This window comes from Salinicola sp. 4072, from assembly GCF_036663415.1.
GTDB classification, from domain to species: domain Bacteria; phylum Pseudomonadota; class Gammaproteobacteria; order Pseudomonadales; family Halomonadaceae; genus Salinicola; species Salinicola salarius_A.
This window is the reverse complement of the sequence record NZ_JAXOVV010000001.1, coordinates 205,124-230,307: the sequence shown is the minus strand read 5'-3', so window position 1 is coordinate 230,307 and position 25,184 is coordinate 205,124. Positions and strand designations below refer to the sequence as shown.

The 25,184-nt window shown below is 64.5% G+C and carries 26 protein-coding genes; 18 read left to right on the top strand and 8 right to left on the bottom strand.

What is annotated here, in order from left to right:
- Nucleotides 1-657 (bottom strand): CoA pyrophosphatase, encoded by a 657-nt coding sequence (locus R3F72_RS01005; RefSeq protein ID WP_087717777.1) that lies wholly within the window; start codon nt 655-657, stop codon nt 1-3.
- Nucleotides 658-769: 112 nt separating this feature from the next.
- Here R3F72_RS01005 and R3F72_RS01000 point away from each other — a divergent pair, with 112 nt between their 5' ends.
- A complete protein-coding gene (locus tag R3F72_RS01000; protein ID WP_087717778.1) occupies nt 770-1,327 on the top strand; it encodes an NUDIX hydrolase in 558 nt (185 codons plus the stop codon).
- Between the two features lie 54 nt (nt 1,328-1,381).
- On the opposite strand, the gene R3F72_RS00995 is transcribed toward R3F72_RS01000, so the two are convergent.
- Nucleotides 1,382-1,705, bottom strand: a complete 324-nt coding sequence (locus R3F72_RS00995) for a Nif3-like dinuclear metal center hexameric protein (protein WP_087717842.1) — start codon at nt 1,703-1,705, stop codon at nt 1,382-1,384.
- 181 nt (nt 1,706-1,886) lie between these two features.
- On the opposite strand from R3F72_RS00995, the gene R3F72_RS00990 reads away from it, so the two are divergent.
- The 13 genes from R3F72_RS00990 (at nt 1,887) to R3F72_RS00930 (ending at nt 13,633) form a co-directional block, all read left to right on the top strand.
- Nucleotides 1,887-2,192, top strand: a complete 306-nt coding sequence (locus R3F72_RS00990) for a septum formation initiator family protein (RefSeq protein ID WP_306298776.1) — start codon at nt 1,887-1,889, stop codon at nt 2,190-2,192.
- A complete protein-coding gene (ispD, locus tag R3F72_RS00985; RefSeq protein WP_332778691.1) occupies nt 2,189-2,947 on the top strand; it encodes a 2-C-methyl-D-erythritol 4-phosphate cytidylyltransferase in 759 nt (252 codons plus the stop codon). Before R3F72_RS00990 ends, ispD begins: the two co-directional genes overlap by 4 nt.
- Nucleotides 2,944-3,429, top strand: a complete 486-nt coding sequence (ispF, locus tag R3F72_RS00980; RefSeq protein ID WP_087717781.1) for a 2-C-methyl-D-erythritol 2,4-cyclodiphosphate synthase — start codon at nt 2,944-2,946, stop codon at nt 3,427-3,429. Before ispD ends, ispF begins: the two co-directional genes overlap by 4 nt.
- 11 nt (nt 3,430-3,440) lie before the next feature.
- Complete coding sequence (truD, locus tag R3F72_RS00975; protein WP_332778690.1) at nt 3,441-4,490, top strand: tRNA pseudouridine(13) synthase TruD; 1,050 nt, start codon at nt 3,441-3,443, stop codon at nt 4,488-4,490.
- Nucleotides 4,491-4,527: 37 nt separating this feature from the next.
- Complete coding sequence (gene surE, locus R3F72_RS00970) at nt 4,528-5,280, top strand: 5'/3'-nucleotidase SurE (RefSeq protein ID WP_087717782.1); 753 nt, start codon at nt 4,528-4,530, stop codon at nt 5,278-5,280.
- 19 nt (nt 5,281-5,299) lie between these two features.
- Nucleotides 5,300-5,935 (top strand): protein-L-isoaspartate(D-aspartate) O-methyltransferase, encoded by a 636-nt coding sequence (locus R3F72_RS00965; RefSeq protein WP_256961021.1) that lies wholly within the window; start codon nt 5,300-5,302, stop codon nt 5,933-5,935.
- Complete coding sequence (locus tag R3F72_RS00960; RefSeq protein WP_256961023.1) at nt 5,932-6,852, top strand: DUF368 domain-containing protein; 921 nt, start codon at nt 5,932-5,934, stop codon at nt 6,850-6,852. Before R3F72_RS00965 ends, R3F72_RS00960 begins: the two co-directional genes overlap by 4 nt.
- A gap of 51 nt (nt 6,853-6,903) precedes the next feature.
- On the top strand, nt 6,904-8,058 hold the full coding sequence (locus tag R3F72_RS00955) for a peptidoglycan DD-metalloendopeptidase family protein (protein ID WP_332778689.1): 1,155 nt from the start codon (nt 6,904-6,906) through the stop codon (nt 8,056-8,058).
- Nucleotides 8,059-8,309: 251 nt separating this feature from the next.
- On the top strand, nt 8,310-9,284 hold the full coding sequence (gene rpoS, locus R3F72_RS00950) for an RNA polymerase sigma factor RpoS (protein WP_332778688.1): 975 nt from the start codon (nt 8,310-8,312) through the stop codon (nt 9,282-9,284).
- A gap of 313 nt (nt 9,285-9,597) precedes the next feature.
- Nucleotides 9,598-11,073, top strand: a complete 1,476-nt coding sequence (locus R3F72_RS00945; protein WP_071231583.1) for a TolC family outer membrane protein — start codon at nt 9,598-9,600, stop codon at nt 11,071-11,073.
- Between the two features lie 183 nt (nt 11,074-11,256).
- A complete protein-coding gene (gene alr / locus R3F72_RS00940; protein WP_332778687.1) occupies nt 11,257-12,345 on the top strand; it encodes an alanine racemase in 1,089 nt (362 codons plus the stop codon).
- Nucleotides 12,346-12,416: 71 nt separating this feature from the next.
- Nucleotides 12,417-13,331 (top strand): LpxL/LpxP family Kdo(2)-lipid IV(A) lauroyl/palmitoleoyl acyltransferase, encoded by a 915-nt coding sequence (gene lpxL / locus R3F72_RS00935; protein WP_332778686.1) that lies wholly within the window; start codon nt 12,417-12,419, stop codon nt 13,329-13,331.
- Between the two features lie 143 nt (nt 13,332-13,474).
- Entirely contained in the window at nt 13,475-13,633 is a 159-nt protein-coding gene (locus R3F72_RS00930; protein WP_071231586.1) for a DUF1328 domain-containing protein, read from the top strand.
- A gap of 132 nt (nt 13,634-13,765) precedes the next feature.
- Here R3F72_RS00930 and ettA read toward each other — a convergent pair whose 3' ends face one another.
- From ettA to R3F72_RS00910, 4 genes are all read right to left on the bottom strand, one after another.
- Nucleotides 13,766-15,427, bottom strand: a complete 1,662-nt coding sequence (gene ettA, locus R3F72_RS00925) for an energy-dependent translational throttle protein EttA (RefSeq protein WP_332778685.1) — start codon at nt 15,425-15,427, stop codon at nt 13,766-13,768.
- A 185-nt stretch (nt 15,428-15,612) separates the two neighbouring features.
- Nucleotides 15,613-15,807, bottom strand: coding sequence for a PA3496 family putative envelope integrity protein (locus tag R3F72_RS00920; RefSeq protein WP_071231588.1), 195 nt, complete (start codon nt 15,805-15,807; stop codon nt 15,613-15,615).
- Nucleotides 15,808-15,947: 140 nt separating this feature from the next.
- Entirely contained in the window at nt 15,948-16,394 is a 447-nt protein-coding gene (locus R3F72_RS00915) for a PAS domain-containing protein (protein ID WP_332778684.1), read from the bottom strand.
- An 84-nt stretch (nt 16,395-16,478) separates the two neighbouring features.
- On the bottom strand, nt 16,479-17,807 hold the full coding sequence (locus tag R3F72_RS00910) for an MFS transporter (RefSeq protein ID WP_332778683.1): 1,329 nt from the start codon (nt 17,805-17,807) through the stop codon (nt 16,479-16,481).
- A gap of 212 nt (nt 17,808-18,019) precedes the next feature.
- Between R3F72_RS00910 and R3F72_RS00905 the strand changes: the two genes are divergently transcribed.
- Nucleotides 18,020-18,292: a SelT/SelW/SelH family protein gene (locus R3F72_RS00905; RefSeq protein WP_087717790.1), complete on the top strand. Its 273-nt coding sequence runs from the start codon at nt 18,020-18,022 to the stop codon at nt 18,290-18,292.
- Nucleotides 18,293-18,605: 313 nt separating this feature from the next.
- On the opposite strand, the gene R3F72_RS00900 is transcribed toward R3F72_RS00905, so the two are convergent.
- Both R3F72_RS00900 and R3F72_RS00895 read right to left on the bottom strand, forming a co-directional pair.
- On the bottom strand, nt 18,606-19,577 hold the full coding sequence (locus tag R3F72_RS00900) for a zinc transporter ZntB (protein ID WP_332778682.1): 972 nt from the start codon (nt 19,575-19,577) through the stop codon (nt 18,606-18,608).
- A 145-nt stretch (nt 19,578-19,722) separates the two neighbouring features.
- Complete coding sequence (locus R3F72_RS00895) at nt 19,723-20,445, bottom strand: arylesterase (protein WP_442978317.1); 723 nt, start codon at nt 20,443-20,445, stop codon at nt 19,723-19,725.
- Here R3F72_RS00895 and R3F72_RS00890 point away from each other — a divergent pair.
- From R3F72_RS00890 to glyA, 3 genes are all read left to right on the top strand, one after another.
- On the top strand, nt 20,444-21,166 hold the full coding sequence (locus R3F72_RS00890; protein WP_087717792.1) for an ABC transporter ATP-binding protein: 723 nt from the start codon (nt 20,444-20,446) through the stop codon (nt 21,164-21,166). The genes R3F72_RS00895 and R3F72_RS00890 overlap by 2 nt on opposite strands.
- On the top strand, nt 21,163-23,718 hold the full coding sequence (locus R3F72_RS00885; RefSeq protein ID WP_332778681.1) for an ABC transporter permease: 2,556 nt from the start codon (nt 21,163-21,165) through the stop codon (nt 23,716-23,718). The genes R3F72_RS00890 and R3F72_RS00885 overlap by 4 nt, the downstream gene beginning before the upstream one ends.
- A gap of 183 nt (nt 23,719-23,901) precedes the next feature.
- Nucleotides 23,902-25,164, top strand: coding sequence for a serine hydroxymethyltransferase (glyA, locus tag R3F72_RS00880; protein WP_332778680.1), 1,263 nt, complete (start codon nt 23,902-23,904; stop codon nt 25,162-25,164).
- The last annotated feature ends 20 nt before the right edge of the window (nt 25,165-25,184 follow it).

Below are 25,184 nucleotides of genomic sequence, written 5' to 3'. Positions count from 1 at the left end.
TCACTCCGGAATCTTGCCGGGCTGGCCTGACCGCGCCGTGGTGTGGCGTCGGCGCTGCGGATGATAGCGCAACTCCCCTTGCGTGGGTTTGCGGTCCAGCGCGATATCGCTTTCGAAGCCCACGGCCAGCAACTCCACCAGCATCATGGCCGACAACCCCCAGATCATGCGGTCCTCGAAAAGATAGCTGGGTACGTACCAGGGCTGATCGTCGACCGGAATGACATCAGTATGGCTACGATGGTCATCGATGAAGTGACGCATGGGAACCTCGAAGATCGAAGCGATTTCACCCGGCTCCGCCTTCAGCGGCAGGTCTGGCTCGACCAGACCGACGAAAGGCGTCACGCGCAGGCCATGGAGCGAGATCACGTCGCTCAGACGCCCGATGACATCGACCTGTCCAGGCTGGAGGGCTATCTCCTCGTGGGTTTCCCGCAGTGCCGTGGCGAGCAGATCCCGGTCTTCCGGCTCCCGCTTGCCGCCCGGGAAGGCGACCTGGCCGGCGTGCTGGGTCAGATGCGCGGTGCGCTGGGTGAACAGCAGCGTTGGCTCGGGGCGCGCGACGATGGGGAGAAGCACGGCCGCCTGAGGGTAGGCGCCGTCCAACCGACGCGGGCGATGTGCTTGCAGGCGTTCACGGACTTTCTCTAACATGCGATTTGACTCAACAGACCCTGGACTGACCAACGTGCCGATCGACGGTGCCTGGCGGCTCCTGCGAACTCGAAACCCTCCGACACGCGAGGCGTTATAAACCCGAGACTCTATGAACTACTGTAGCCATTGCGGCCATACCGTGCGTTTCGCGATTCCGGACGGCGACGACCGCCCCCGGTTCCTGTGCGATGCCTGCCATACCATCCATTACCAGAATCCGCGCATCGTGGCCGGCACGCTGCCGGTAGCCGGGGAGCGCATCCTGCTGTGCCGTCGCGCCATCGCGCCGCGCAAGGGCTTCTGGACGCTGCCGGCGGGGTTCATGGAGAACGCGGAAACCGTGGAGCAGGCGGCGCTGCGGGAAACCCGCGAAGAGGCCCGTGCCGTCGTCGACGATCCGACACTGTATACCCTGATCAGCCTGCCGCACATCAATCAGGTGTACATGATCTTTCTCGGCAATCTCAACGGCGATTTCGCCGCCGGGCCGGAGAGTCTCGAGGTCGAACTGTTCGAGGAGACCCAGATCCCCTGGGACGAACTGGCCTTTCCCACCATCGAACGCACGCTGCGCCACTTCTTCGATGATCGGCGTCAGGGTACCTTCGAGCTGCATCTCAGCCAGATCGGCAAGGAGGAGAGGGAGCGCTACCTCGGCTCCGCCTGAGCGCGCCCTCGGGCCGCGAGATGGCGATCCTGTCTCGGACCGATCTTGTCAAATTTAGGGCAGGGAATCCGGATCGCTCAGCGGCCACACGTCGTAGGCCGGCTCCTCGTAGGGATGCGCGTCGATCAGCGCCTTGATCGCAGCGCGTATCAGGCGGTTCTCGCAGACCAGTTCGACCCGATACTCCTCGACGCTTTCCAGCGCACCGACATCGCCTATATGAGGCTGGGCACCCGGAAGCGGCCGGAACTGGCCCACGCCACGCATCTGGAAACAGCACGCCTCGTAATCGCCGATGCGTCCGGCGCCGCTGGCGAACACCGCGTCCTTGACGCTTTCCAGATGGGATTCGGGAACGAAGAAGGCCAGTTTGTACATGAGATCGTCGATTCCGGATTCGGTCGTGGCGGTGGGCCGCATGCGGCGATGATGGCATAATGAGCCGCGCTCCGACAGCGGCCTGCTGCGCCCTTTCCCGAGGGCCGTGGCCTGTCGGGAATGAACTGTCCGAAATGAATCGTGCCGACCGGAAGCCTTGGCGATGTGGAAATGGGTCATTGTGGTATTGGTTATCATGCTGGGGCTGATGCAGTACCGGCTGTGGTTCGGCGAGGGTGGCATCCGGGAATTCAACGACATCCAGGCCCGCGCTGATACCCTGGAAGGCGATACCGAAGTGCTCGGCGCGCGCAACGCCCGTCTCGCTGCCGAAGTCGTCGACCTCAAGAACGGGCTCGATGCCATCGAGGAGCGGGCGCGCAGCGATATCGGCATGGTTCGCGAGGACGAGCAGTTCTTCTGGGTGCCTGGTGTCGAGGATCCCGATGACGGACCCGCAGCGCGCACGGGGGTCGTCCAGCCATGACGCTTTGGTTGATCGTACCCGCCGCCGGTCGCGGACAGCGCATGAAGGCCGACCGGCCCAAGCAGTATCTGATGCTACAGGGCAGAAGCGTCCTGGCACGCACGCTCGAACGCCTGCATCAGGCCTTTCCCGAAGCCGCTCTGCGGCTCTGTCTCGATCCCGACGACGAGTACTTCGATCCCGACGACGTTCCCTTCGCGGAGTGGCAGCGTGTCGGTGGTGGCGACGAGCGCGCCGATACGGTGGGCCGTGCCCTCGCGACGCTGATGGAACAGGCGGCGGACGACGACTGGGTGCTGGTGCATGACGCCGCCCGGCCCTGCGTGCGCCTCGAGGATCTGCAGGCACTGCGGGAAGCGCTCGAGGACGAGGCGATCGGCGCGCTGCTGGCGACACCGGCGGCCGACACCATGAAGCGCGCCGATGAGCGTGGGCGAATCAGCCACACGGAACCGCGGGACGGCCTCTGGCATGCCCTGACGCCGCAGGTGTTCCGCTTCGATCTGCTGCGCCAGGCGCTCGATGCGGCACTGGCCACCGGCATGACGGTGACCGACGAAGCTTCGGCGATCGAAGCCATGGGGCTGGCGCCGCGACTGGTCGCCGGTAGCCGCGACAATCTCAAGATCACGCACCCCGAGGATCTGGCCATGGCGGCGCGCATACTCGCCGTGCAGTCGGAAGCCGCGTCGGGACCGACGCCAACCGTCACCGGACAAGGCGCCGTCAGCGGACAAGGAGGAAGGGAAGCATGAGTTTCAGGATCGGTCACGGGTTCGACGTGCATCGCTTTGGCGAGGGCGACCATCTGATGATCGGTGGGGTTCGCCTGCCGTTCGACCGCGGCTTCGTCGCCCACTCCGATGGCGACGTGCTGCTGCACGCGATCAGCGATGCGCTGCTGGGCGCTTGCGCACTGGGCGACATCGGGCGGCACTTTCCGGATACCGATCCGGCCTGGAAGGGTGCCGACAGTCGCGCGCTGCTGCGCCACGTCGTCGCGCTGGTGCGCGAGGCCGGCTATCGGATCGGCAATCTCGATGCCACGCTGATGGCCCAGGCGCCGCGCATGGCCGAGTCGATCCCGCTCATGCGCGAGACGATCGCTGCCGACGTGGGCGTCGAGCTGGGGGCGGTCAACGTCAAGGCGACGACCACCGAGCGGCTCGGGTTTACCGGGCGCGGTGAAGGCATCGCCGCGGAAGCGGTGGTACTGCTGGTCGCGGACGCTAAATGAGCGATTCGGCGATGACGCCCTCAGCCGACGTCTGGCCCCCGAACTGGTGCCATGTCGCGAGCATGCCGACTGTTACCGGCGAGTACCGCCAGCGCCCTGAAGACTTCCAGGTCGAGGAGCAGTTCGATTTCGCCCCGGAGGGCCACGGCGAGCACTGGTGGCTGTGGCTGGAGAAGCGCGGGATGACCACGCCGGATCTGGCGCGTCTGCTCGCCCGCGCAGTCGATATCCCGGTACGGGACGTGGGCTTCAGCGGGCTCAAGGATCGCGACGCGGTGACGCGGCAGTGGTTCTCGCTGGCGCTGCCCGGTCGCGAGCCGCCGGCGGAGTGGGATGCGGGCCTGGCCGAACGGGGCGTCCGCTGTCTCGAGGCGGCGCGACACCCGCGCAAGCTGAAACGCGGCGTGCACCGCGCCAACCGCTTCCATCTGAGAATCCGGGGCGAAGCCATCGACGCGGCGGACACCCGCGCGCGCTGGGACCGTCTGGTGGCCGAGGGCGTGCCCAACTACTTCGGCCCGCAGCGCTTCGGCCCGGCGGGGCGCAACCTGCAGCGCGCCCGGCAACTGCTGGCTCGGGGCTGGCGCAAACGCCAGGATCCCCAGGGGTTACTGCTCTCCACCGCTCGCAGCTATCTTTTCAACCAGGTGCTGTCGGCGCGCGTTGCCGATGGCACCTGGTGTGTCCCGCAGCCCGGTGACGTGCTGAATCTGAACGGCACCGCGAGCCGCTTCGCCAGCGCGCAGGTCGACGACGATCTGCTGGCCCGCGCCGAGGCCGGCGATCTGCACCCCACCGGGCCGCTGTGGGGCGTCGGCCGGCTGGAGAGCGAGGGCGAGGTGGCCGAGCGGGAAACGTCCATCGCCACCGGCCATGCCGAGCTGAGCGACGGTCTGGTCCAGGCCGGGGCGCGTCACGACCGGCGGCCGCTGCGGCTGCGGCTCGGGGAGGCCAGCTGGGAAAGGGAAGAAGAGGCGGTCCGGCTCTCCTTCACCTTACCGCGAGGCGCCTTTGCCACCTCGGTGCTTCGCGAACTGTTTCGGCACCCGACGCTGATCTGACGTCGCCGGTATCGACCATCGTCCAGGAGGAAAGAAGATGCGCAGACTGTTGTTGTCCAATGATGACGGCGTTCATGCTCCGGGATTGAAAGCCCTGGCCAGCGCGCTGGAAAGCCACGCCCGGCTGAGAGTCGTGGCGCCGGATCGGGACATGAGCGGTGCCAGCAACTCGCTGACGCTGACTCGCCCGCTGGCGTTGTCCGCGCTGGACAACGGGTTCTACAGCGTCGACGGCACACCGGCGGACTGCGTCTATCTCGGCGTCAACGGCGTCTGGGAGGAAAGACCCGACCTGGTGATCTCCGGGATCAACCATGGCGCCAACCTGGGTGACGACGTGCTGTACTCGGGCACCGTCGCCGCGGCCATGGAAGGGCGTAACCTGGGCATGGCGGCGCTGGCCATTTCGCTCTGCGGGCAGCGCCATTTCGAGACCGCCGGACGGGTGGCCGCCAGTCTGGTCGGCGCTGCGGAAAACCTGTCGCTGCCGCCGCGCAGCCTGCTCAACGTTAACGTGCCGGACCTGCCGTGGAGCGAGATTCGCGGATTCCGGGTGACCCGGCTGGGGTATCGCGGTCCGGCATCGCGGCCGATCCACATGAAGGATCCGCGCGGGCGCGACCGTTACTGGATCGCGGCGGTTTCGGAAAACGCCGACGACGCACCCGATACCGATTTTGCGGCGATCGAGGCGGGCTTCGTCTCGATCACGCCGCTGCAAACCGATCTGACCCGTCATGAAACGCTGAACGACGTACAGGGCTGGCTGGATGGTCTGTCACACGCCTGAAGAATTGAGCGGTGTCGGCATGACGTCGCAACGAACCCGCAATCGCATGGTCGAACGTCTATCGGCCGGCGGGATTCGTCATGCGCAGGTGCTGGAGGTGATGGCGACGGAGCCGCGTCACCTGTTCCTCGATGAAGCCCTGGCCCATCGCGCTTACGAAGATACCTCGCTTCCCCTGGGGTTGGGGCAGACGCTGTCCCAACCCTGGATCGTGGCCCGGATGAGCGAGCTGGTCGCGCTGGCCGAGCCGCAACGGGTGCTGGAGATCGGCACCGGCTCCGGCTACCAGACGCTGATCCTGTCGCGCCTGGTCAAGAGCGTCTGGAGCGTGGAGCGTATTGCGGCGCTGCAGTCCCGCGCCCAGCAGCGCCTGGCGCGGCTGGGTGCGCATAACGTCCATCTGCGCCACGCCGATGGCGCCATGGGCTGGCCGCAGGCGGCGCCGTTCGATGTCGTTCTGCTGACGGCGTGCGCCAGCGAGCTTCCCCAGCCACTGCTGTCCCAGCTGCGGGATGGTGGTGTGCTGATCGCGCCACTGGCGGACAGCGAAGGGCGTCAGTGGCTGACCCGGGTGCGTCGACGTGGACAGGCATTCGATCATCAGCGTCTTGAAGAGGTGCGTTTCGTACCGTTGCTTGAGGGAGTCATTCGTTGAAGCGCATCGCGACAACCGTATTGAAAGGCATGGGCATGGGCGCGGCGGATGCCGTGCCGGGCGTCTCGGGTGGCACCATCGCCCTGATCGTGGGGATCTACGAGGAACTGATCGAGACCATCAAGCGCTTCGGTCCGGGGGCGTTCGGCGTCTTGCGCCGACAGGGGCTTGCCGGACTGGTCACCTACCTCAATCTACGCTTTCTGGTGCCGCTGGTACTGGGGATCGGCATCAGCCTGGTGACGATCGCGCATCTGGTGACCTGGCTGATGTCGCACCATCAACTGCTGCTGAATGCGTTCTTCTTCGGCCTGGTGCTGGCCTCGGCGTGGGCGGTCATGCGGCAGGTCGGCCATTGGCGCTGGCGCTACCTGCTTCCGGTATTGGCAGGGCTTTCGGTCGCGGCGCTCTTGCCCAGCCTGCTGCCGGACATGAGCCGGGCTGGCGATGCCACCCTGTTCGTGGCCGGTGCGATCGCCATCAGCGCGATGCTGTTGCCGGGGGTGTCGGGCAGTTTTCTGCTGTTGGTGATGGGGCTTTACGGCACCGTGATGAGCGGCATCAAGAATTTCGATGTCGGGCTGATCGCCATCTTCGGCGCCGGCTGCCTGCTGGGGCTGTTCACCTTTTCCCGCCTGCTGTCCTGGCTGCTGCGTCACTACCATGCGATCACGCTGATGGCGATCGTCGGTTTCATTCTGGGGTCGCTGCCGCAACTCTGGCCCTGGCGCCAGCTGGCGAGTTACCGCATGGGTGCCGACGGTCAGCAAGTGGCGCTGGCTTATCATTACTTGTTGCCCTCGGACTACGCTGCGGTGACGGGGCAACCGTCCCAGTGGCTGCTGGCGGCCGTGTTGATCATCATCGGCATCGTGGTGGTAATGTGCCTGGGAGAGCGCAGGAAAACATCGTCATGACGCGATGCGTCGGTTTCCACCCGCTTTCCGTCACGAAAAAGGAATTTTCTTATGAGCAAGCGTCGAACTGCATTGTTACTGGGGCTCCTCCCCGTTGTCGCTGTCGGGCTGAATGCCTGCACGTCCTCGAGCGGCCGGCCGCAGGTGCAGGATCTCTCCGTCAGCCGTAACAGCGAAGCGAGCTCGACCTACACGGTCAAGAGCGGCGACACGATCTACGGCATCGCGTGGCAGAATCGGGTCGATTTTCGCGATCTGGCCCAGCTCAACGGCATTTCGCCTCCCTACCGCCTGGAGCCCGGACAGCAGCTCCGGCTGAAGCCTGGCGCCAGTGTCAGCGGCGGGCAGGCTGTGGCGAGCAGCGGCGTGACCGCAACGGGACTCGGCGCTGCGGGTAGCGGCGCTGGCTCGTCTCAGTCCGCGACGGGGGAGGTCGACAACCCATCCTGGTTGCTGCCCGCGGAAGGGCGTAACGCCACGGCTGGCGCCGGGAATGCCAATGCTCAGAGTTCGCCGCAGCAGGGCGGGCAAGCCGCTGGCAGCAACGCTTCGCCTTCCGCGCCGGGCCCCGTCACAGCGCAGAACGGCACAAGGGACGCCGCTGGCAAGGGATCGCCGCAGGGCGCCTCGGTGGCCAGTACCGATACGCGCTCCGGGCAGCCCGGCAATGCCGGTTCCACTGCGAAACCCGCTGACACGGGATCGTCATCCTCTTCTGCTTCCATGAGTTCAGGCGGTACGCAGGCGGCTTCCGGAAACGATGCGGGTACGGAAGTGGCTGGCGAGCCCAGCGGGGCGCCGGACCGTTCGGATCGGACCTACAAACCGGTCGAGAACGTGCCATGGCAGTGGCCCGCCAGCGGCCAGGTGGTTGGCAAGTTCGATGATGATTCGAACATAACCCCCGGCATTGATATTGCCGGTCAAAAGGGGCAACCTGTCAAAGCAGCCGGACCAGGGATTGTGGTGTATGCCGGCGATGGCGTGCGGGGATATGGCAACCTCATCATCCTCAAGCACAACGATCGCTTCTTGAGCGCTTACGCACACAACGACTCGTTGAAAGTGAAGGAAAACGACGTCGTTGAGGCCGGAGAGACGATAGCTACCATGGGGCAGACGGATGCTGACCAGGTCGAGCTACATTTCGAAGTTCGCGTGAACGGACAACCTCAAGACCCACTGCAATACCTGCCTGCGCGCTGATCTTCGGATCGGCGCCCAAGACCGCTGTGACAGGGCTTTCTGGATCCAACGTCAGTGACCGCATTCGTACATCCGCATTCAACGTAGCCCTCCCGGAAGGCGGCGTCGAGGACGGTGTTCGAAAAGATGATTGGCGAGGCGCGGATCCAACGGCCCCTAGGGAAGTTCGAAACGGCAAGGAACATGCGATCGCCATGGAGCGGGATTGCCATGGCGAGGTACTCAGGTAGCCAAGATTGGGGGTAGTGGACATGAGCATGCTTGAACGGGAAATTCAGGATGTCGAGCTCGACGGTGTCGATACCGCGGAAGTCGATAGCGATGACACGGGTCGCAAGGATGATGAAAACGCTTTCGAAAAGGCGTTGAGCCGTGAAGAAAACTCCTACCACCACAGCCTCGACGCGACGCAGATCTACCTCAACGAGATCGGCTTTTCACCCCTGCTGACGCCCGAAGAAGAAGTGCATTACGGTCGCCTTGCCCAGAAGGGCGATCCGGCGGGGCGTCAGCGCATGATCGAATCCAACCTGCGCCTGGTGGTCAAGATTGCCCGACGCTATCTCAACCGAGGACTGTCGCTGCTCGATCTGATCGAAGAAGGCAACCTGGGCCTGATTCGTGCGGTCGAGAAGTTCGATCCGGAGCGCGGTTTCCGTTTCTCGACCTACGCCACCTGGTGGATTCGCCAGACCATCGAGCGGGCATTGATGAACCAGACGCGCACGATTCGCCTGCCGATCCACGTTGTCAAGGAACTCAACATCTACCTGCGCGCGGCTCGCGAGCTGACCCAGAAGCTCGACCACGAGGCCACCGCGGAAGAGATCGCCGAGTTCCTCGACAAGCCGGTGAGCACCGTCAAACGCATGCTGGGACTCAACGAACGCGTCTCCTCGGTCGACTATCCGATGGGTGCCGAGAGCGACAAGCCCCTGATCGACACGCTGGCGGACGAGAACGAGGTCGGCCCGGAATCCAACCTGGTCGACGACGACGTCAAGCAGCACGTCGACGAATGGCTGGTCGAGCTGAGCGACAAGCAGCGCGAAGTCGTTCTGCGCCGCTTTGGCCTGCGCGGGCATGAGGCCGCCACGCTCGAGGAGGTCGGCGAAGAGATCGGCCTGACGCGCGAGCGCGTGCGCCAGATCCAGGTCGAGGCGCTCAAGAAGCTGCGCCGGATGCTGGAAAAGCAGGGCCTGTCGATGGATTCGATCTTCGAATAGGCCGGTTCCGGGAACATGACGAATGCGCAAATGCCGGTGAAGACCGGCCATGCTATTGATCCGGTGGCATACATGCGGCATTGTATGTAAACCTCAAGCCGAGGCGTCAGCTGTGTTGCTGGCGCCTCGGTCGTTTGTTGTGTGGTCCCGGATGACGTCGACGGTCGTTGGCGTCTCGAGTCCGCCAGAAAAACAGCCATGATTGGGTTTCTGGGCGATGCCGACGACATCCGTGGCTTGTGGTGCATGCTTGCATGGACTCGCACAGCCGGATTCGTATCGTCACCAGTGCTCAACGATAGGATATTTCTCGATGTCGCCTCTCATCTCGTTGCCGTCGCGCTCTCCCCTGCGACATGCCATTTCGCTGCTGGTCGTGGCAGCGTTCGCCCCCTCGGTTCACGCGGCAGATCTCTTGACCATCACTCAGGACGCGCTAGAGCATTCGGCAACGTTGAATTCATCGCGTTCGACATTCAAGAGCACCGAAGCGGGTCAGGATGTGGAACGCGGCGATCTGCTGCCGCAGGCCAGCGCCACCGGGAGTCTGTATCGCTATGACTCGCTGGAGAGTCAAAGCTACGCTGGTTCGAGCGGTAGCCAGGCCGCCGCCGGTACCGGCTCATCATCCAGCGGCGAGGATTACAACGGCAGCAGCATCGGTGTCAGCGTTACCCAGGCGCTGTTCGATGCCACCAACTGGTACGAGTACCAGCAGAGCAAGAAGCAGGTCGGCCAGCAGGCGCTGCAGCTGGAAATCGACCAGCAGCAGCTGCTCTACGATGTCTCCGAGGCCTATTTCGAGATTCTGCGCGCCAAGGAAGTGCTGGAAGCACGCCAGGCCCAGGAAAAGGCGATCGGGCGGCAGCTCGAGCAGTCCAGAGAGCAGTTCAACGTCGGCCTGGTGGCGATCACCGATGTCAACGAGGCCAAGGCTGCCTTCGACTCGGCACGTGCGCAGCGTATCGCTGCCAAGAGCGACCTGCAGGTGAGTTTCGAGACGCTCGAGCGCCTGACGGGGCAGCAGTACGACAGCATCGAAGGGCTCGATGACGAGCTGCCGATCCAGCCTCCCGTACCAGCCAGTCGCGACGACTGGGTCGAGCTGGCGCTGTCCAGCAGCCCGTCCATTCAATACGCCCAGGCTGCGGTCGAGCTGGCGAAATCCGGCGTCGATATCGCCGAGGCCGGCCACCTGCCGACGCTGGACGCGTTCGCGGATTACTCCTACTCGAACAACGACCGCGACGAGCTTCGCGGCCATAACGAAGACCTGCAGATCGGCGTGCAGGCCAACCTGCCCATCTACACCGGTGGTTCGACCAGCGCCGCGGTACGCGAGAACACCTACACGCTGGAAGCGACCCAGTACGACTTCGAGGACCAGCGTCGCTACACCATGCAGCAGGTGCGTTCCCTGTTTGCCCAGGTCAGCAACGACGTGGAATCGGTCGAGGCGCAGCGTGAAGCCATCGTCTCCAGTCGCAGTGCCCTGGAAGCGACACGAGCCGGATACGAGGTGGGGACGCGAAACATCGTCGACGTGCTGGATGCCGAGCAGTCGCTCTACGAATCCATCTCCAACTACGCCGACGCCCGTTACACCTACGTCACCGACCTGCTGCAGCTGCGCCAGCAGACCGGCGTGCTGAATCTCGACGTGATCCGTGCGACCAACCGCTGGCTGCGCGACAGCAATCCCGTGTCGCTGACGGAGGTCGACGATGCCGGCGTCTCGTCTTCCGTCGAGGATATCGGTGCGCGGCCCACGCCGCCGCCGGCGTCCTGATACGGTTCTGATAGCGTCCGCAGGAAGTCGCCTCGACGCCGCTGCCCCAGCAGCGGCGTCGTCGTTTCCGGAGGCAGCCTTTATCGTCTCCCGATGCCGCGAAGGCTGTCAGGCAGGGTAAAATGACCACGATCGACCGGTGGCAGCCGCCGGTTTTCCTCTGCCCGTTTCGAAGGAAGTTTCATGGCCCGGCCTCTCATCGCCGATATCGATCTCGACGCGCTGCGCCACAACTACGCCATTGCCAGCGAACTGGCACCCGGAAGCCGTTCCATGGCGGTGATCAAGGCCAATGCCTATGGTCACGGTGCCGTGGCGTGCGCCCAGGCGCTCGAGAGCGCGGCGCCAGCGTTTGCGGTCGCCTCGCTGGAAGAAGCCGAGAGCCTGCGTGAAGCGGGCATCCAGCGGCCGATACTGCTGCTGGAAGGCATCTTCGAGACCGAGGAACTGGCCCGCGTCGAGGCCTTGCAACTGTGGCAGGTCGTACACAGCGACTGGCAACTGGACGCCGTCCTGAACCATCCCGCCGCGCAACCGTTGACGGTCTGGCTCAAGCTGGATTCCGGAATGCATAGGCTGGGTTACGATCCCGAGTCGTTCGTCGACCGCTGGGCGCGATTGAAGGCGGCTTCTCACCGAGTTCGGGATATCCACCTGATCAGCCACTTCGCCAGTGCCGATCAGTCCGACACGTTACAGTTCGAGCGCCAGCGGCGGCTCATCGACCATGTCCGACAGCGTCTCGACGCACCGGTCTGCATTGCCAACTCGCCGGCCACGCTGACCAGACCCTGGGCTCACGGCGAGTGGAATCGCCCCGGGATCATGCTTTACGGCAGCAATCCGCTGGAAGGGGAACTGCCTGCCGATATCTCGCTGAAACCGGTGATGACGCTGCGCTCGCGGCTGATCGCCGTGCAGTCATTGGCCGACGGAGAGCCGGTCGGCTATGGCGCGCGCTGGTACACCTCGCGCCCTTCCCGAATCGGCGTGGTCGCTGCTGGCTATGGCGACGGCTATGACCGCCACGCTGCCGACGGCACGCCGATACTGGTCGATGGTCACCGCTGCCCGCTGGTGGGGCGCGTCTCGATGGACATGTTGACGGTGGATATCAGTCACCTGCCCGACGCCGGCATCGGCAGCGAGGTGGTGCTGTGGGGCCGAGGGCTGAGCGTCGACGAGGTCGCGGGCCACTGCAATACCATCGGCTATACGTTGCTGACCGGGCTGCTGCCGAGGGTGCCGCGACGTTACCACGAAGGCGCGTAGAGGTCGTTTGCTGCAGTTCGCTACACTATTCGGCATTCATAGACCGGCACGCATAGAGAATCGGAAGGAACATGGCCAAGAAAACCTATCCCCCCAATCGCGCTCACCCCCGTTACTGGGGAGCATGGCTCGGCATCGGCCTGATGCGAGCGGGGGCGATGCTGCCCTGGCGTCTCAAGCTGGCACTGGGGCGAGGCATCGGATTGTTGACCTGGAAGCTGGCCAAACGACGCCGCCATATCACCGACACCAACCTGGCGCTGTGCTTTCCCGAGCTGGACGACCGGCAGCGCGCGGCGCTGGTCAGGAAGACCTTCATCGCCAACGGGATCGGCATTCTCGAAACCGCTACCGGCTGGTGCCGCGATCCCGAGCATCTGCGTCACCGCGTGACCTTCAAGGGAACCGAGCACATGGAACGGGCCATGGCGCAGGGAAAGGGCGCGTTGATCATCGGCATCCATTTCTCGACCCTGGATCTCGGCGGCGCGCTGCACTCGCTGTTCTTCCCCGCCGATGTGGTCTACCGGCCGCACGACAACCCGGTGTTCGAGGACTTCATGACCCGCGCCCGGCGTGGCATCTTCGGCGCGGCCATCGACCGTCACGACCTGCGCGGCGTCGTCCGCCGGATCAAGTCGGGCCATGCCGTGTGGTACTCGCCGGATCAGGATTTCGGCCGCGAGGTGAGCGTCTTCGCGCCGTTCTTCGGCATCTCCGCCGCGTCGATCAAGCTGACGGCCAAGATCGCCAGAATGACAGGCGCCCCCGTCATGCCGCTGATGTTTCACCGCAACCCCGACGACCGGACCTACACGCTCGAATACCTGCCGCCGCTGGAGAACTTCCCGAGTGGTGATGATGTGGCCGACGCCGCGCAGGTGAATGCGTTCATCGAGCAGGCGATCCGCCGCCATCCGGAGCAGTACCTGTGGCTTCACCGGCGTTTCAAGACCCGCCCGCCGGGCGAGGCGTCGTTTTACTGAACGGGCACGCGAGCGCGGAACTTGACGAAAATGCAATAAACGACAAGGCTTAGTTTGCCCTCACGGAACGAGAGGGTGGCTTGGCAGGCGGCTGATATCACCGTCGCCAGCAAGTCCAATGGGTCAGCACAGGAAGAGTTGCCATGCTTAGCTATGCCGTGATTTTTCTCATCGTCGCTATCATTGCCGGGGTTTTGGGTTTCGGCGGTATCGCCGGTGCCGCAGCGACGATCGCCAAGGTCTTGTTCGTGATCTTTCTGATCCTGTTCGTCGTCTCGCTGATTCGCGGACGAGGTCGCTGAAGACTGGCAGGACCGCAGTCGCCAATCAACATGGACTTCAACAGGCATAGCCTCCAACAGACATAGTCTCCAACAAATACCCCGCCTTGATGGCGGGGTATTTGGTATTGCCGGATGAAGACGGGCAGCGAATCAGGCGTCGATACGCTTGTACTTCATTCGCTTCGGCGTGTCGTTGCCGACCCGCTTGTGGTAATCCGCTTCGTACTCGGTGTAGTTCCCTTCGAAGAAGACGACGTTGGAATCGCCTTCGTACGCCAGGATATGCGTGGCGATACGGTCCAGGAACCAGCGGTCGTGCGAGATGACCAGCGCGCAGCCGGGGAAGGCCAGCAGGGCCTCTTCCAGCGCGCGAAGGGTCTCGATATCGAGATCGTTGGACGGCTCGTCGAGCAGCAGCACGTTGGCGGCCTGCTTCAGCGTCTGGGCCAGCTGCAGGCGTCCGCGTTCCCCGCCCGAGAGTTCGCTCAGGCGCTTCTGCTGGTCGGTTCCCTTGAAGTTGAACCGGCCGACGTAAGCGCGTGAAGAGACCTCGTAACCATTGATGTTGAGGATGTCCTGGCCGCCGGAGACGGCTTCCCACACGGTCTGGGAGTTGTCGAAGTGGTCGCGCAGCTGTTCGACGTAGGCCACGTCCACCGTATCGCCCAGTACCACTTCGCCGCCGTCCGGCTGCTCGTTGCCGGCGATCAGCTTGAACAGGGTCGACTTGCCGGCCCCGTTGCCGCCGACGATCCCGACGATCGCGCCGGTCGGTATCTGGAAGGAGAGATTGTCGAACAGCATCTTCTCGTCGAAGCGCTTGCTGACATCGTGGAACTCGATGACCTTGTCACCCAGCCGCGGCCCGGGCGGAATGTAGATCTCGTTGGTCTCGTTACGCTTCTGGTAGTCGCCGGACTGCAACTCCTCGAAGCGGTTGAGACGCGCCTTGCTCTTGGCCTGTCGGCCCTTGGCATTCTGACGGACCCACTCCAGTTCCTGCTTGATCGCGCGCTGGCGGCCCGCTTCCTGCTTGGATTCCTGGGCGAGACGCTGCTCCTTGGACTCGAGCCACTGGGAGTAGTTGCCTTCGAACGGAATGCCGTGGCCGCGGTCGAGCTCCAGGATCCAGCCGGCGACGTTGTCGAGGAAGTAACGGTCGTGGGTAATGGCCACGACGGTGCCCGGATAGTCGTGCAGGAAGCGCTCGAGCCAGGCGACGGATTCGGCATCCAGGTGGTTGGTCGGCTCGTCCAGCAGCAGCATGTCCGGGCTGGAGAGCAGCAGGCGGCAGAGTGCCACGCGACGACGCTCGCCCCCGGAAAGATGACCGACGCTGGCTTCCCACGGCGGCAGGCGCAGCGCTTCGGCGGCGACTTCCAGCTTGCGCTCGATGTTGTGCGCGTCGGCCGCCTCGATGATGTTCTCCAGACGCGCCTGTTGCGCGGCCAGCGCATCGAAATCGGCATCCGGCTCGGCATAGGCGGCGTAGACGGCTTCCAGTTCTACCTGGGCCTGCTTGACCTCGCCGAGGGCTTCCTCGACCGTCTCGCGGACATTCTTGCTGTCGTCGAGCTCGGGCTCCTGCGGCAGGTAGCCGATGTTGATGCCCGGCATCGGCCGGGCTTCGCCGTTATATTCGGTGTCGACGCCGGCCATGATGCGCAGCAGCGTCGATTTTCCCGAGCCGTTGAGACCGAGCACGCCGATCTTGGCGCCGGGGAAGAAGGAGAGCGAGATGTCTTTCAGGATCTCGCGCTTCGGGGGGACGATCTTGCCCACCCGGTTCATGGTGTAAACATATTGCGCCATGGAAATCCGATAGTAATTCGCAGTGGATAGAAAGTAATTCGCAGTGGATAAAAACAGGCAGTCATCGCTGCAGCGCCCGTCAACGGGGCCCAGCGTCTGACAGGCAGGGTAAACGAGTCATGCCGACAATGCGAACGGGCGCCTGGAGGCGCCCGTCGGGGGTAATGCGGAAAGCCGCTGTCGGCCTACTCTTCTTCGTCGCCGAAATCGTTGTACCAGTCATCTTCGATGGCACGTTTCAGACGACGCTCTTCCAGCAATGCCTCGACCTGGCGCCTGGCACGCAGCGTATCCGCCTTGCTGCTGCGTGGACGTTCGAACTGCTCGTCGTTGATGGCTTCGGAAAAATCCTGATCCTCGACGTAATCCTCACGGCTCATGTTTTAGCCCTCCCGTGAAATCGCATCTCAGTGACGCTCCGGGCTATATATCGTCGAATGCCGCCGGGTACAAGATTTTCCTGGTTAAAAAAAACTATCGCCGCGCAAGGCGGCGATAAGTTCAGGATTCTGCTGAGGTTTCAGGCCGGATCGCGCTCGGCTTTCAGCGCCTCGAGTTCCTGCAGGGTCTCGATCAGACTGGTGACATCCTTCTGCACGCCGACGAAATAGGTGAGCCTGTCTTCCTCGTCGTAGACCGGCGTGATCGAGAGCTCGTTCCAGAACTGGCTGCCGTCCTTGCGATAGTTGCGCAGCACTTCGCGGCACGGCTTGCCTTCGCGCAGGGCGGTGCGCACCCGGTCGATGGCCGGCTGGTCGCGATCGCCATTCTGCAGAAAGCGACAGTCGCGATAGAGAATCTCGTCGACGCTGTAGCCCGTCAGGCGTTCGAAGCCCTGATTGGCGTAGATCAGAATGTTCTCGTCGCCTTCCTGTTCAGCCACCACGATGCCGTCATCCGAGGCGTTGACGATACGTTCGAGTAGCGCCGGGCTGATCATGGGCGGTCGTTTACTGGTACTGGCCATCCTTGCCTCCAGACTGGGCATTCGACGGGTTGTAGGGTCGATACGATCGAACATCATGCCACGGCGTCTCGGGATTACAACGCTTCACGCGTCGTCCGCGTCCTCGACCTCCGTCAGAGCATGAGAGCTGAGCGCAGCCGCCACGGCCAGCGCCGCAAGCAGCAGCAGAAGGCCGGCGCTGCCCAGCCATTGCGCCAGGCCACCGAGCAGCAGCCCGACGACGAGCATCAGGACGCCGGTGAAGGTATTGGAAAACGCGACGTAGAGCGCCCGGGTGTTGCTGTCCGACAGATCGACGACGTAGGTCTTGCGGCCCAGGCGTATTCCCGCATGGGCGATCATCAGCAGGCCGTAGATCAGCGCATAGGGCCAGACGCTTTCGCGTGCCGCTGCTGGCAACCACACGCAGGCGGCGCCCGCCAGGCAGCATACCGCCGCACCGATGGCGCTGTTGCGCATCACCCGGCGGCTGGAGCGATCGGCCAGACGCCCCCAGATCGGGCCGGCGACCATGCTGGCCGCGCCGGAGGTCACGATCAGGATGCCGAGACTGGCCAGGTCGGTGCCGCTGTTCTGCTGGCCCAGCAGGGCGAGGTAGGGCAGGGCGAGCGCGCTGGACAGCAGCAGCGCCCGCGAGAGATTGAAATGCAAAAAGCGACGATCGCGGCGCATCAGCGAAACGCCCTGCTTGACGCTGTCCCAGGCGTTGGCACCGCCTTCGGTGGCCCCCGGCGCTTCGCGTATCGCGGCGGCGCAGAGTGCGTTCAGGCCCCAGCCCAGCGCGGCGGCGAACAGCAGGATGGCCAGCGCCCAGGTGCCGGGCTGATCCCCGATGACGACCATGGCGGCGCCGACGAGCAGGGTGAGCGCCCCCGCGACGCTGGCGCTCCATCCCATCAGCGTGCCTCGGCGCTGCTTGGCGATGGTCTTGCCCAGCACGTCCTTGGTGGAAACCGACGACAGCCCCCGGCCGAGCGACAGCCCGGTCAGCGCGACCAGTACCAGCGCGCCGCCCCAGCTGCCGTGACCGAAAAGCGCCAGTAGCGCCAGCAGCAGGGCGCCGATCGCCTGGACGATGCCGCCGGTGACCCAGACCCATTTGCGGATCGGGCGCAGCCGGATGTAGCCGGCGATCAGCAGTTGCGGCAGCAGGGCGCCTGCCTCGCGGATGGGTACCAGCAGCCCGACCATCCACACCGGTGCTCCGATCGCGCCCATCAGCCACGGCAGGATCAGGCGAGCGTTGGAGAGTTCGTCGGCGAGCTTGTTGCCGAGTGCGGCGACGAGATGACGGAAGAAGTTGCCGGGTTGTTCCTGACACGCCTCGTCGGAGATGTCGCGACACATGCGGCTGTCTTCATCACCGGTGACGCGTTCGAAGAGGCGAGTGAGGCTGGCTTCATTGGCTGACATGCAAAACGTTCCCTGTTTTCTGTTATCCCAGTGACAAGCTATTGGCGACAGGCAGTCTACGAGGAACCCTGGGCGCCGAACGCGACGCTGCCGACACGACGTTTCCCTCTCTCTGCTTGAGCGAGCCGTCCGGCCGAGCGCATCATGGGCGTTTTCAACGCTGTCGGCATGAGTGCGGCAGATTCGTGCCACCGGCTCGGGAGAACAGAGAGATGGCCAAGGTTCGTATTCATTATTGTACCCAATGCCAGTGGTTGCTGCGTGCGGGCTGGTATGCCCAGGAACTGCTGCAGACCTTCGGCGAAGATCTCGAGCAGGTAGCTCTGGCGCCCAGCCACGGCGGGCATTTCGAAGTGCTCTACGACGAAGAGACGCTGTGGGAGCGCAAGCGCGACGGCGGCTTTCCCGATATCAAGGAACTGAAGCGGCGCGTTCGCGACCGTCTCGATCCCGAACGGGATCTGGGGCATACGGATAGAGTTTGAAGCTGGAAGAGCGGCGCTACGCGTCTGGAAGCGGGAAGAAAAAGCAAAGCCAACCCCTTACGGCAATAGCGATAATCGCATCCTGTCTTCGAGCTTCGAGCTTCGAGCTTCGAGCTTCGAGCTTCGAGCTTCGAGCTTCGAGCTTCGGGCTTCGGGCTTCGGGCTTCGGGCTTCGGGCTTCGGGCTTCGAGCTTTGCGGATTTCCGGAGGCCACACTCTGCTTTTCGCGGCTCGCGGCTCGCGGCTCGCGGCTCGCGGCTCGCGGCTCGCGGCTCGCAGCTCGCAGCTCGCAGCTCGCAGCTCGCAGCTCGTCTCACCACCAATGCTTACGCTTGAGCAACCACATCACCCAGCCGCCGACCAGGACGGTAATGGTGAGGAAGATCATGAAGCCGTAGGGGCTTTCGGCGCCGGGGATGCCGCCGACGTTGATGCCCAGCAGGCCGGTCAGGAAGCTCAGCGGCAGGAACACGGTGGTGACGATCGCCAGCATGTACATCCGCTGGTTCAGGCGCTCGTTGTGTTCGCTGAAGAGTTGTTCCTGCAGGATCAGCGCGCGCTCCTGCATGGCGTGGAAGTCTTCCACGTAGCGTGAAAGCTGGTTGGCGCTCTCGCGGATCGATACCTTGGTGTCTTCGTCGAACCACTCCGGCCCATGGGCGATCTGGTCCAGGCAGTCACGCTGCGGGCCCATGAAGCGCCGCAAGGTGATCAGCGAACGTCGCAGCCGGGAAAGGTCGTCCGGCTCGATCTCGCGATCGCTCAACTGATCCTCCTCGAGTTCACCCAGGCGGTCGTCGAGTTCGTGGGCGACATCGCCGACCCTGTCCACCAGGGTCTCCGTCAGCCATGCCAGCAGGTCCGGCACCGAAAGCGCGCCGTCGCCGTTGTCGATACGTTCGCGCACGTCACCGACCGATTTCAGTGGTCGTCGGCGCAGGGTGATCAGGCGGTTGGGGGAAATCCAGATACGCAGTGAGATGAGATCTTCTGGCGCGGCGCCGGGGTTGAGGTTGATACCGCGCAGCGTGCTGACGGCGCCATTGCGAAACTTGGCGACGCGGGGGCGAGTGTCTTCTTCCAGTAGTGCCTCGACCGGTGCCTCGTCGAGCCCGGCGATATCCACGAGGTAGGTGCGAACGTCTTCATGCCGAAAGTCGAGATGCATCCACAGCGGACGCTGGGGATCGGCCCAGGCCTCGCGCAACTGGCGAACGCTGAGCAGGGTGCCGCCGCCTTTTCCATCCAGTTCGTAGGCTGCGACCAGCGCCGTTTCTGCCTCCATCGTCAAACTCCTCGTCGAAGCGTGTCTCGTCTCGCCATGCTGCGAGTCTTTTCAAGGCGTTAACGATAGCATGCCGGCGAAATCGGCGGGCATGAGGGCTGGCGCAGATCCAGTCCGACGGACAACAGACTCGACGCGAAGAGGATCACTCATCCTCGTCCGAGGAGGAGAGCATTGGTTCCAGTTGCGACCAGACGTTCTCGAGGATGATCGGCTGTGCCTCGGCAGTGGGGTGGATGCCATCACTCTGGAGCATGCCGTCGAGGTCGACGCCCTCGAGCAGAAACGGCACCAACGGCACGTCGTGCTCGCTGGCCAACTGCGCGAAGACTTCACGGAAGGCCTGGGTATAGGCGGGACCATAGTTGGGAGGGACCTCGATACCGAGCAACAGGACCTCGGCGCCTTTCTCCTGGCTACGCTCGATCATCTTGGCCAGATTGACCTGCATCTGCTGGGGGGAGAGCCCGCGCAGGCCATCGTTGCCACCGAGCTCCAGCAGAACGATATCGGGATGGTATTGTCCCAGAATGTCGGGTAGCCGTGCCGAGCCGCCGGATGTCGTCTCGCCGCTGATGCTGGCGTTGACGACCTCGTGCTCATCGCCGAGCCGCTGTTTCAGGAGATTGACCCAGCCCGCCTGCGGGTCGATGCCGTAGGCCGCGCTCAGGCTGTCGCCCATGACCAGAACGGTATCGGCACGCGCCGCGCCGGGCGTCAGCGACAGCACGGCAAGACACAACAATAGCGCGGCACCTGCACAGCGCCTTGCCATCCTGGCGAAAGGCATCTTGGTGAAAAGCACCTTGGTGACAGGCATATTGGCGAAAGGCAACTCGAACTCAGGCACAGGGAAACCAGGCACCATGTCTCACTCCTCGGACGATCAGCAAAAGCGAATTTTATACGCCAACCAACTCGGTAAACGGGTGACGAGCGGGGAACGAGAGCTCGTTATCCTCGAATCGCTGGCGCTGGATGTCGAACGCGGTGAGAGTGTCGCCATCGTGGGAAGTTCCGGTGCCGGCAAGTCGACGCTGCTCGGCCTGCTCGCAGGGCTCGATTCGCCCAGCTCGGGAGAGCTCGAAATGTTCGGCCAATCCCTGAGCGCTCTCGACGAAGACGGGCGGGCGGCACTGCGTGCGGGGCGCGTCGGCTTCGTTTTTCAGAACTTCCAGTTATTACCCACTCTTACCGCCATGGAAAACGTTATGTTGCCGTTGGAACTGTCGCCACGGCAAGACATAGCGGCCAAAAGTCGTCAATGCCTGGAGCGCGTTGGCCTGGGCGCGCGCCTCGACCACCTGCCGAAGCAGCTTTCCGGTGGCGAGCAGCAGCGGGTGGCGGTGGCGCGTGCCTTCGTGACCGACCCTGACCTCGTCTTCGCCGACGAGCCGACCGGCAACCTCGACGAGGCAACCGGCAAGCGTATCATCGATCTGCTGTTCGAGCTCAACCGAGAGTCCGGCACGACTTTGATCCTGGTGACGCACGACATGGCCCTCGCCAGACGATGCGATCGCTGCCTGCAGCTCGAAGGCGGCAGGTTGCAGGCGCTCGAACGGCAGCGGCAAGAGGTCGATGCATGAACCTGATCGCACTATCGCTCAAGGGGCTCCGGCGCGATCTGCGCGCTTCCGACGTGCGGGCCCTGTTCGTGGCGCTGGCGCTGGCCGTAGCCGCAACCACCATGATCGGCTTCTTCCTCGACCGGCTCGACCGCGGGCTGACCCGCCAGGCGGGCCAGCTGCTTGGCGGGGATCTGGTGCTGGAGCAGGGCCAGGCCTTCGACGACGAACTCCGCCAGACGCTGCGCCAGGCCGGGCTCGAATTGAGCGATCAGGTCGACCTGGTATCGATGGTCAGCCAGGCGGATGCCTTCCAGCCGGCCGGGCTCAAGGTGGTGGACGACCATTATCCGCTCTACGGGCAGGTTCGCGTCGACCGGGGCAACGGTATCGAAGGGCTGGCGCACGGCCCGCCACCTGGTAGCGCCTGGATCGCGCCACGGCTGGCGCAACTGCTGGATGCCGGTATCGGCGACACGGTGCAGGTCGGCTCGCTTTCGCTGACCGTTGCCGGGCTGATCGAGCGCGAGCCTGACCAGCAGGGCGGATTCTCCGGCCTGGCGCCGCGCATCATGCTCAACCTGCAGGATCTCGAGGCGACCGGATTGGTCCGGCCCGGCTCGCGGATCGAATACGAGATACTGGCCGCCGGGCCGCCGGCGGCGATCGATGGTCTCGAAAGCCGGCTCGATGCGCTGCGCGACGCGGGCGTCGAGATTCGCGACGTGCGCGTGGACCGCCCCAGCCTGGGCCGCTCGCTGGATCGGGCGCAGAAATATCTGAGCCTCGCCGGGCTGGCTGCGGTGCTGCTCGCCGGTGTCGCGGTCGCCATGGCCACGCGACGCTATGTCGACCGCCATCTGGACACGGCGGCGCTGCTGCGCTGTTTCGGCGCGTCCCAACGCCAGCTGGGTCAGCTCTTCGCCTGGCAGCTGGCGTGGCTGGGGCTGGTCGCGGCGGCCGTCGGGGCGCTGCTGGGGCTCGCTGGGCAAGCCGCGCTGCTGGCACTGCTGACGCGTTTCCTGCCGCTGGAACTGCCCCCGCCCGGCGGCATGCCCTGGCTGATGGGCGTACTCACCGCGCTGGCGGTGCTGGTTGGCTTCGCCGGCCCGACCCTGCTGCGGCTCAAGCGGGTCAGCGCACTCAAGGTACTGCGCCGGGAGCTCGACCCGATCCCGGCGTCGGGCTGGGTGGTGGTGGTCGTCGCCAGCCTGGTCTTCGGCGCGCTGCTCTGGCTCTACTCCGGCGATCCGCTGCTGTCGGTGGGCATTCTGCTCGGCGGTCTGGTGGCGCTGGTCGTGCTGTGGGGGCTCGGCCAGTTGATGCTCACCTTGCTGCTCGCCGTGCTGGCGCGGCTGCCGCAACGCAGCCAGAAGGGCAGGGCGTGGCAGCTCGGCGGCCGCCAGCTGGCGAGACGACGCAACGCCAGTCTGGGCCAGCTGCTGGCGTTCTCGGTCACCTTCGCAGCGATGGCGATCATCGCACTGGTGCGCGGGGACCTGCTGACGACCTGGCAGGCCCAGCTGCCGGCGGATACGCCCAACTACTTCGCGATCAACATCCAGCCGCAGGAGCGCGACGGCGTCGAAACGTTGATCGACAGCGCCGCCGATACCACTAGCGGCCTCTATCCCATGGTGCGGGGGCGGCTGACCGCCATCGACGGCGAACCCCCGCAACAGCAGGTGCCGGAGGAACATCAGACCGACGGCGCGTTGCGGCGTGACCTCAACCTCACCTGGCGCGAGACGCTGCCGGAAGGCAACCGGATTACCGAAGGGGCCTGGTTCGACGCCGAGAGCGGCTCCGATGCCGACAGTGCGACAGCGAGCGACGGCTCGGTGCCGATATCGGTCGAAGAGGAGCTGGCGGGCCGGCTCGGCCTTTCGCTGGGCGACGAGCTGACGTTCACCATCGGCAGCGACAGCGTGACCGGCCGGGTCACCAGCCTGCGCCATCTCGACTGGGAGAGCTTCCAGCCCAACTTCTTCATCATCTTCCCGCCCGGCGCCCTGGACGGCTTCGGCCACAGCTACATCACTTCGTTCCACCTGCCCGATGCCGGCAACGAGATGCTTGGCGAGAACGAGATGCTGGGCGAGATGGTGCAGCGGTATCCGGGGGTCTCGGTGCTCAATGTCGAGGCGCTGCTGGAACAGGTGCGCGGCATTCTCGGCCAGGTGACGCGGGCCATCGAGTTCGTGCTGGGCTTCGTGCTGCTGGCCGGCATTAGCGTGCTCTACGCGGCGCTCACCGCCAGCCGCCCGGCGCGTGCCCACGAAGGCGCTTTGCTGCGGGTGTTCGGCGCCGGCAACCGCACCCTGGCGCGCATGCAGTGGGCCGAGTTCGCGCTGCTCGGCTTTGCCAGCGGGCTGCTGGGCGCGGCACTGGCCGAGGCGTCTGCCCTCGGCATCTACGGCTGGCTGGGTCTGGCGCCTCGGATGCACTGGCTGATGTGGGGCGTCATGCCCGTACTGGGCGCAGCGATCGTGGGCGGGATCGGCTATCTGCTCTCGCGGGGCTGCCGCCGCCAAGCGCCGATGGCCAGCCTGCGGCTGCTGGGAGAGACCTGAGCTGCATGTTTTAACGAAGCTAAAGCCAACGTGAGAAATTATGGTCCAGCGCATGACCCACTTTCATAGGAAAGGGTGTTGGCGCTGGGGTATCATGCGCCCACCAAATCCGAGCCTGTGCCGTCAGTAGCGGTTCCCTGTTGGCGCCAGGACGAATCATCCCCGAGCCGAGGATACCCGCCGATGTTCAACCGAGACATGCAGATTGCCGGATTCGATGACGCCCTCTGGGACGCGATGCAGCAGGAAGTCGCGCGCCAGGAAGCCCACATCGAGCTGATCGCTTCCGAGAACTATGCCAGCCCGCGGGTGATGCAGGCCCAGGGCACGCAGCTGACCAACAAGTACGCGGAAGGCTATCCCGGCAAGCGCTACTACGGCGGCTGCGAGCATGTCGACGTGGTCGAGCAGATGGCGATCGATTACGCCAAGGAGCTGTTCGACGCGACCTACGCCAACGTGCAGCCGCACTCCGGCTCCCAGGCCAACGGCGCGGTTTTCCAGGCGCTGGTCAAGCCCGGCGACACTGTCCTCGGCATGAGCCTGGACGCCGGTGGTCACCTGACCCACGGCGCCAAGCCGAGCTTCTCCGGCAAGCACTACAACGCGATCCAGTACGGCATCGACGAGAGCGGCCGGATCGACTACGAAGAAGTCGCCAGGCTGGCGCGCGAGCATCAGCCGAAGATGATCATCGCCGGCTTCTCCGCCTACTCGCAGATCATCGACTGGTCGAAATTCCGCCAGATCGCCGATGAAGTGGGCGCCTTCCTGCTGGTGGACATGGCGCACATCGCCGGGCTGGTCGCGGCCGGCCTCTATCCGAGCCCGCTGCCGCATGCGCACGTGGTCACCACCACCACCCACAAGACGCTGCGCGGCCCGCGCGGTGGCCTGATTCTCTCCGCCGAGAACGACGCCGACATCGAGAAGAAGCTGCAGTCCGCCGTCTTCCCCGGTGGCCAGGGCGGCCCGCTGATGCACGTCATCGCGGCCAAGGCGGTCTGCTTCAAGGAAGCGATGGACCCCGAGTTCAAGACCTACCAGCAGCAGGTGATCAAGAATGCCCAGGCGATGGCCGGCGTGTTCATCGAACGCGGCTTCGAAGTCGTCTCCGGCGGCACCGAAGACCACCTGTTCCTGCTGTCGCTGGTCAAGCAGGGCCTGACTGGCAAGGACGCCGATGCCGCGCTCGGCCGTGCCCACATCACCGTCAACAAGAACGCCGTACCCGGCGATCCGCAGAGCCCGTTCGTCACCTCCGGCCTGCGTATCGGCACCCCGGCGGTGACCACGCGTGGCTTCGGCGAAACCGAATGCCGCGACCTGGCCGGCTGGATCTGCGACATCCTCGACGCCATGCAGCAGGGCGACTCCAGCCAGGCGGAAGCCGCAGTCAAGGCCAAGGTCGAAGCCGTCTGCTCGCGCCTGCCGGTCTATCGCTGAGTGGTGTCCCGCAGCGCGCC

What these genes read in the sequence shown, in the direction of transcription:
- ettA (WP_332778685.1), bottom strand. Translation starts at nt 15,427, where the DNA reads ATGGCGCAATATGTTTACACCATGAACCGGGTGGGCAAGATCGTCCCC.
- lpxL (WP_332778686.1), top strand. Translation starts at nt 12,417, where the DNA reads ATGGCCAAGAAAACCTATCCCCCCAATCGCGCTCACCCCCGTTACTGG.
- R3F72_RS00915 (WP_332778684.1), bottom strand. Translation starts at nt 16,394, where the DNA reads ATGGCCAGTACCAGTAAACGACCGCCCATGATCAGCCCGGCGCTACTC.
- R3F72_RS00955 (WP_332778689.1), top strand. Translation starts at nt 6,904, where the DNA reads ATGAGCAAGCGTCGAACTGCATTGTTACTGGGGCTCCTCCCCGTTGTC.
- R3F72_RS00995 (WP_087717842.1), bottom strand. Translation starts at nt 1,705, where the DNA reads ATGTACAAACTGGCCTTCTTCGTTCCCGAATCCCATCTGGAAAGCGTC.
- R3F72_RS01005 (WP_087717777.1), bottom strand. Translation starts at nt 657, where the DNA reads ATGTTAGAGAAAGTCCGTGAACGCCTGCAAGCACATCGCCCGCGTCGG.
- surE (WP_087717782.1), top strand. Translation starts at nt 4,528, where the DNA reads ATGCGCAGACTGTTGTTGTCCAATGATGACGGCGTTCATGCTCCGGGA.
- R3F72_RS00900 (WP_332778682.1), bottom strand. Translation starts at nt 19,577, where the DNA reads ATGGAGGCAGAAACGGCGCTGGTCGCAGCCTACGAACTGGATGGAAAA.
- rpoS (WP_332778688.1), top strand. Translation starts at nt 8,310, where the DNA reads ATGAGCATGCTTGAACGGGAAATTCAGGATGTCGAGCTCGACGGTGTC.
- R3F72_RS00885 (WP_332778681.1), top strand. Translation starts at nt 21,163, where the DNA reads ATGAACCTGATCGCACTATCGCTCAAGGGGCTCCGGCGCGATCTGCGC.
- ispD (WP_332778691.1), top strand. Translation starts at nt 2,189, where the DNA reads ATGACGCTTTGGTTGATCGTACCCGCCGCCGGTCGCGGACAGCGCATG.
- alr (WP_332778687.1), top strand. Translation starts at nt 11,257, where the DNA reads ATGGCCCGGCCTCTCATCGCCGATATCGATCTCGACGCGCTGCGCCAC.
- R3F72_RS00920 (WP_071231588.1), bottom strand. Translation starts at nt 15,807, where the DNA reads ATGAGCCGTGAGGATTACGTCGAGGATCAGGATTTTTCCGAAGCCATC.
- R3F72_RS00945 (WP_071231583.1), top strand. Translation starts at nt 9,598, where the DNA reads ATGTCGCCTCTCATCTCGTTGCCGTCGCGCTCTCCCCTGCGACATGCC.
- glyA (WP_332778680.1), top strand. Translation starts at nt 23,902, where the DNA reads ATGTTCAACCGAGACATGCAGATTGCCGGATTCGATGACGCCCTCTGG.
- R3F72_RS00910 (WP_332778683.1), bottom strand. Translation starts at nt 17,807, where the DNA reads ATGTCAGCCAATGAAGCCAGCCTCACTCGCCTCTTCGAACGCGTCACC.
- R3F72_RS00930 (WP_071231586.1), top strand. Translation starts at nt 13,475, where the DNA reads ATGCTTAGCTATGCCGTGATTTTTCTCATCGTCGCTATCATTGCCGGG.
- R3F72_RS00905 (WP_087717790.1), top strand. Translation starts at nt 18,020, where the DNA reads ATGGCCAAGGTTCGTATTCATTATTGTACCCAATGCCAGTGGTTGCTG.
- ispF (WP_087717781.1), top strand. Translation starts at nt 2,944, where the DNA reads ATGAGTTTCAGGATCGGTCACGGGTTCGACGTGCATCGCTTTGGCGAG.
- truD (WP_332778690.1), top strand. Translation starts at nt 3,441, where the DNA reads ATGACGCCCTCAGCCGACGTCTGGCCCCCGAACTGGTGCCATGTCGCG.
- R3F72_RS00895 (WP_442978317.1), bottom strand. Translation starts at nt 20,445, where the DNA reads ATGGTGCCTGGTTTCCCTGTGCCTGAGTTCGAGTTGCCTTTCGCCAAT.
- R3F72_RS00890 (WP_087717792.1), top strand. Translation starts at nt 20,444, where the DNA reads ATGTCTCACTCCTCGGACGATCAGCAAAAGCGAATTTTATACGCCAAC.
- R3F72_RS00965 (WP_256961021.1), top strand. Translation starts at nt 5,300, where the DNA reads ATGACGTCGCAACGAACCCGCAATCGCATGGTCGAACGTCTATCGGCC.
- R3F72_RS01000 (WP_087717778.1), top strand. Translation starts at nt 770, where the DNA reads ATGAACTACTGTAGCCATTGCGGCCATACCGTGCGTTTCGCGATTCCG.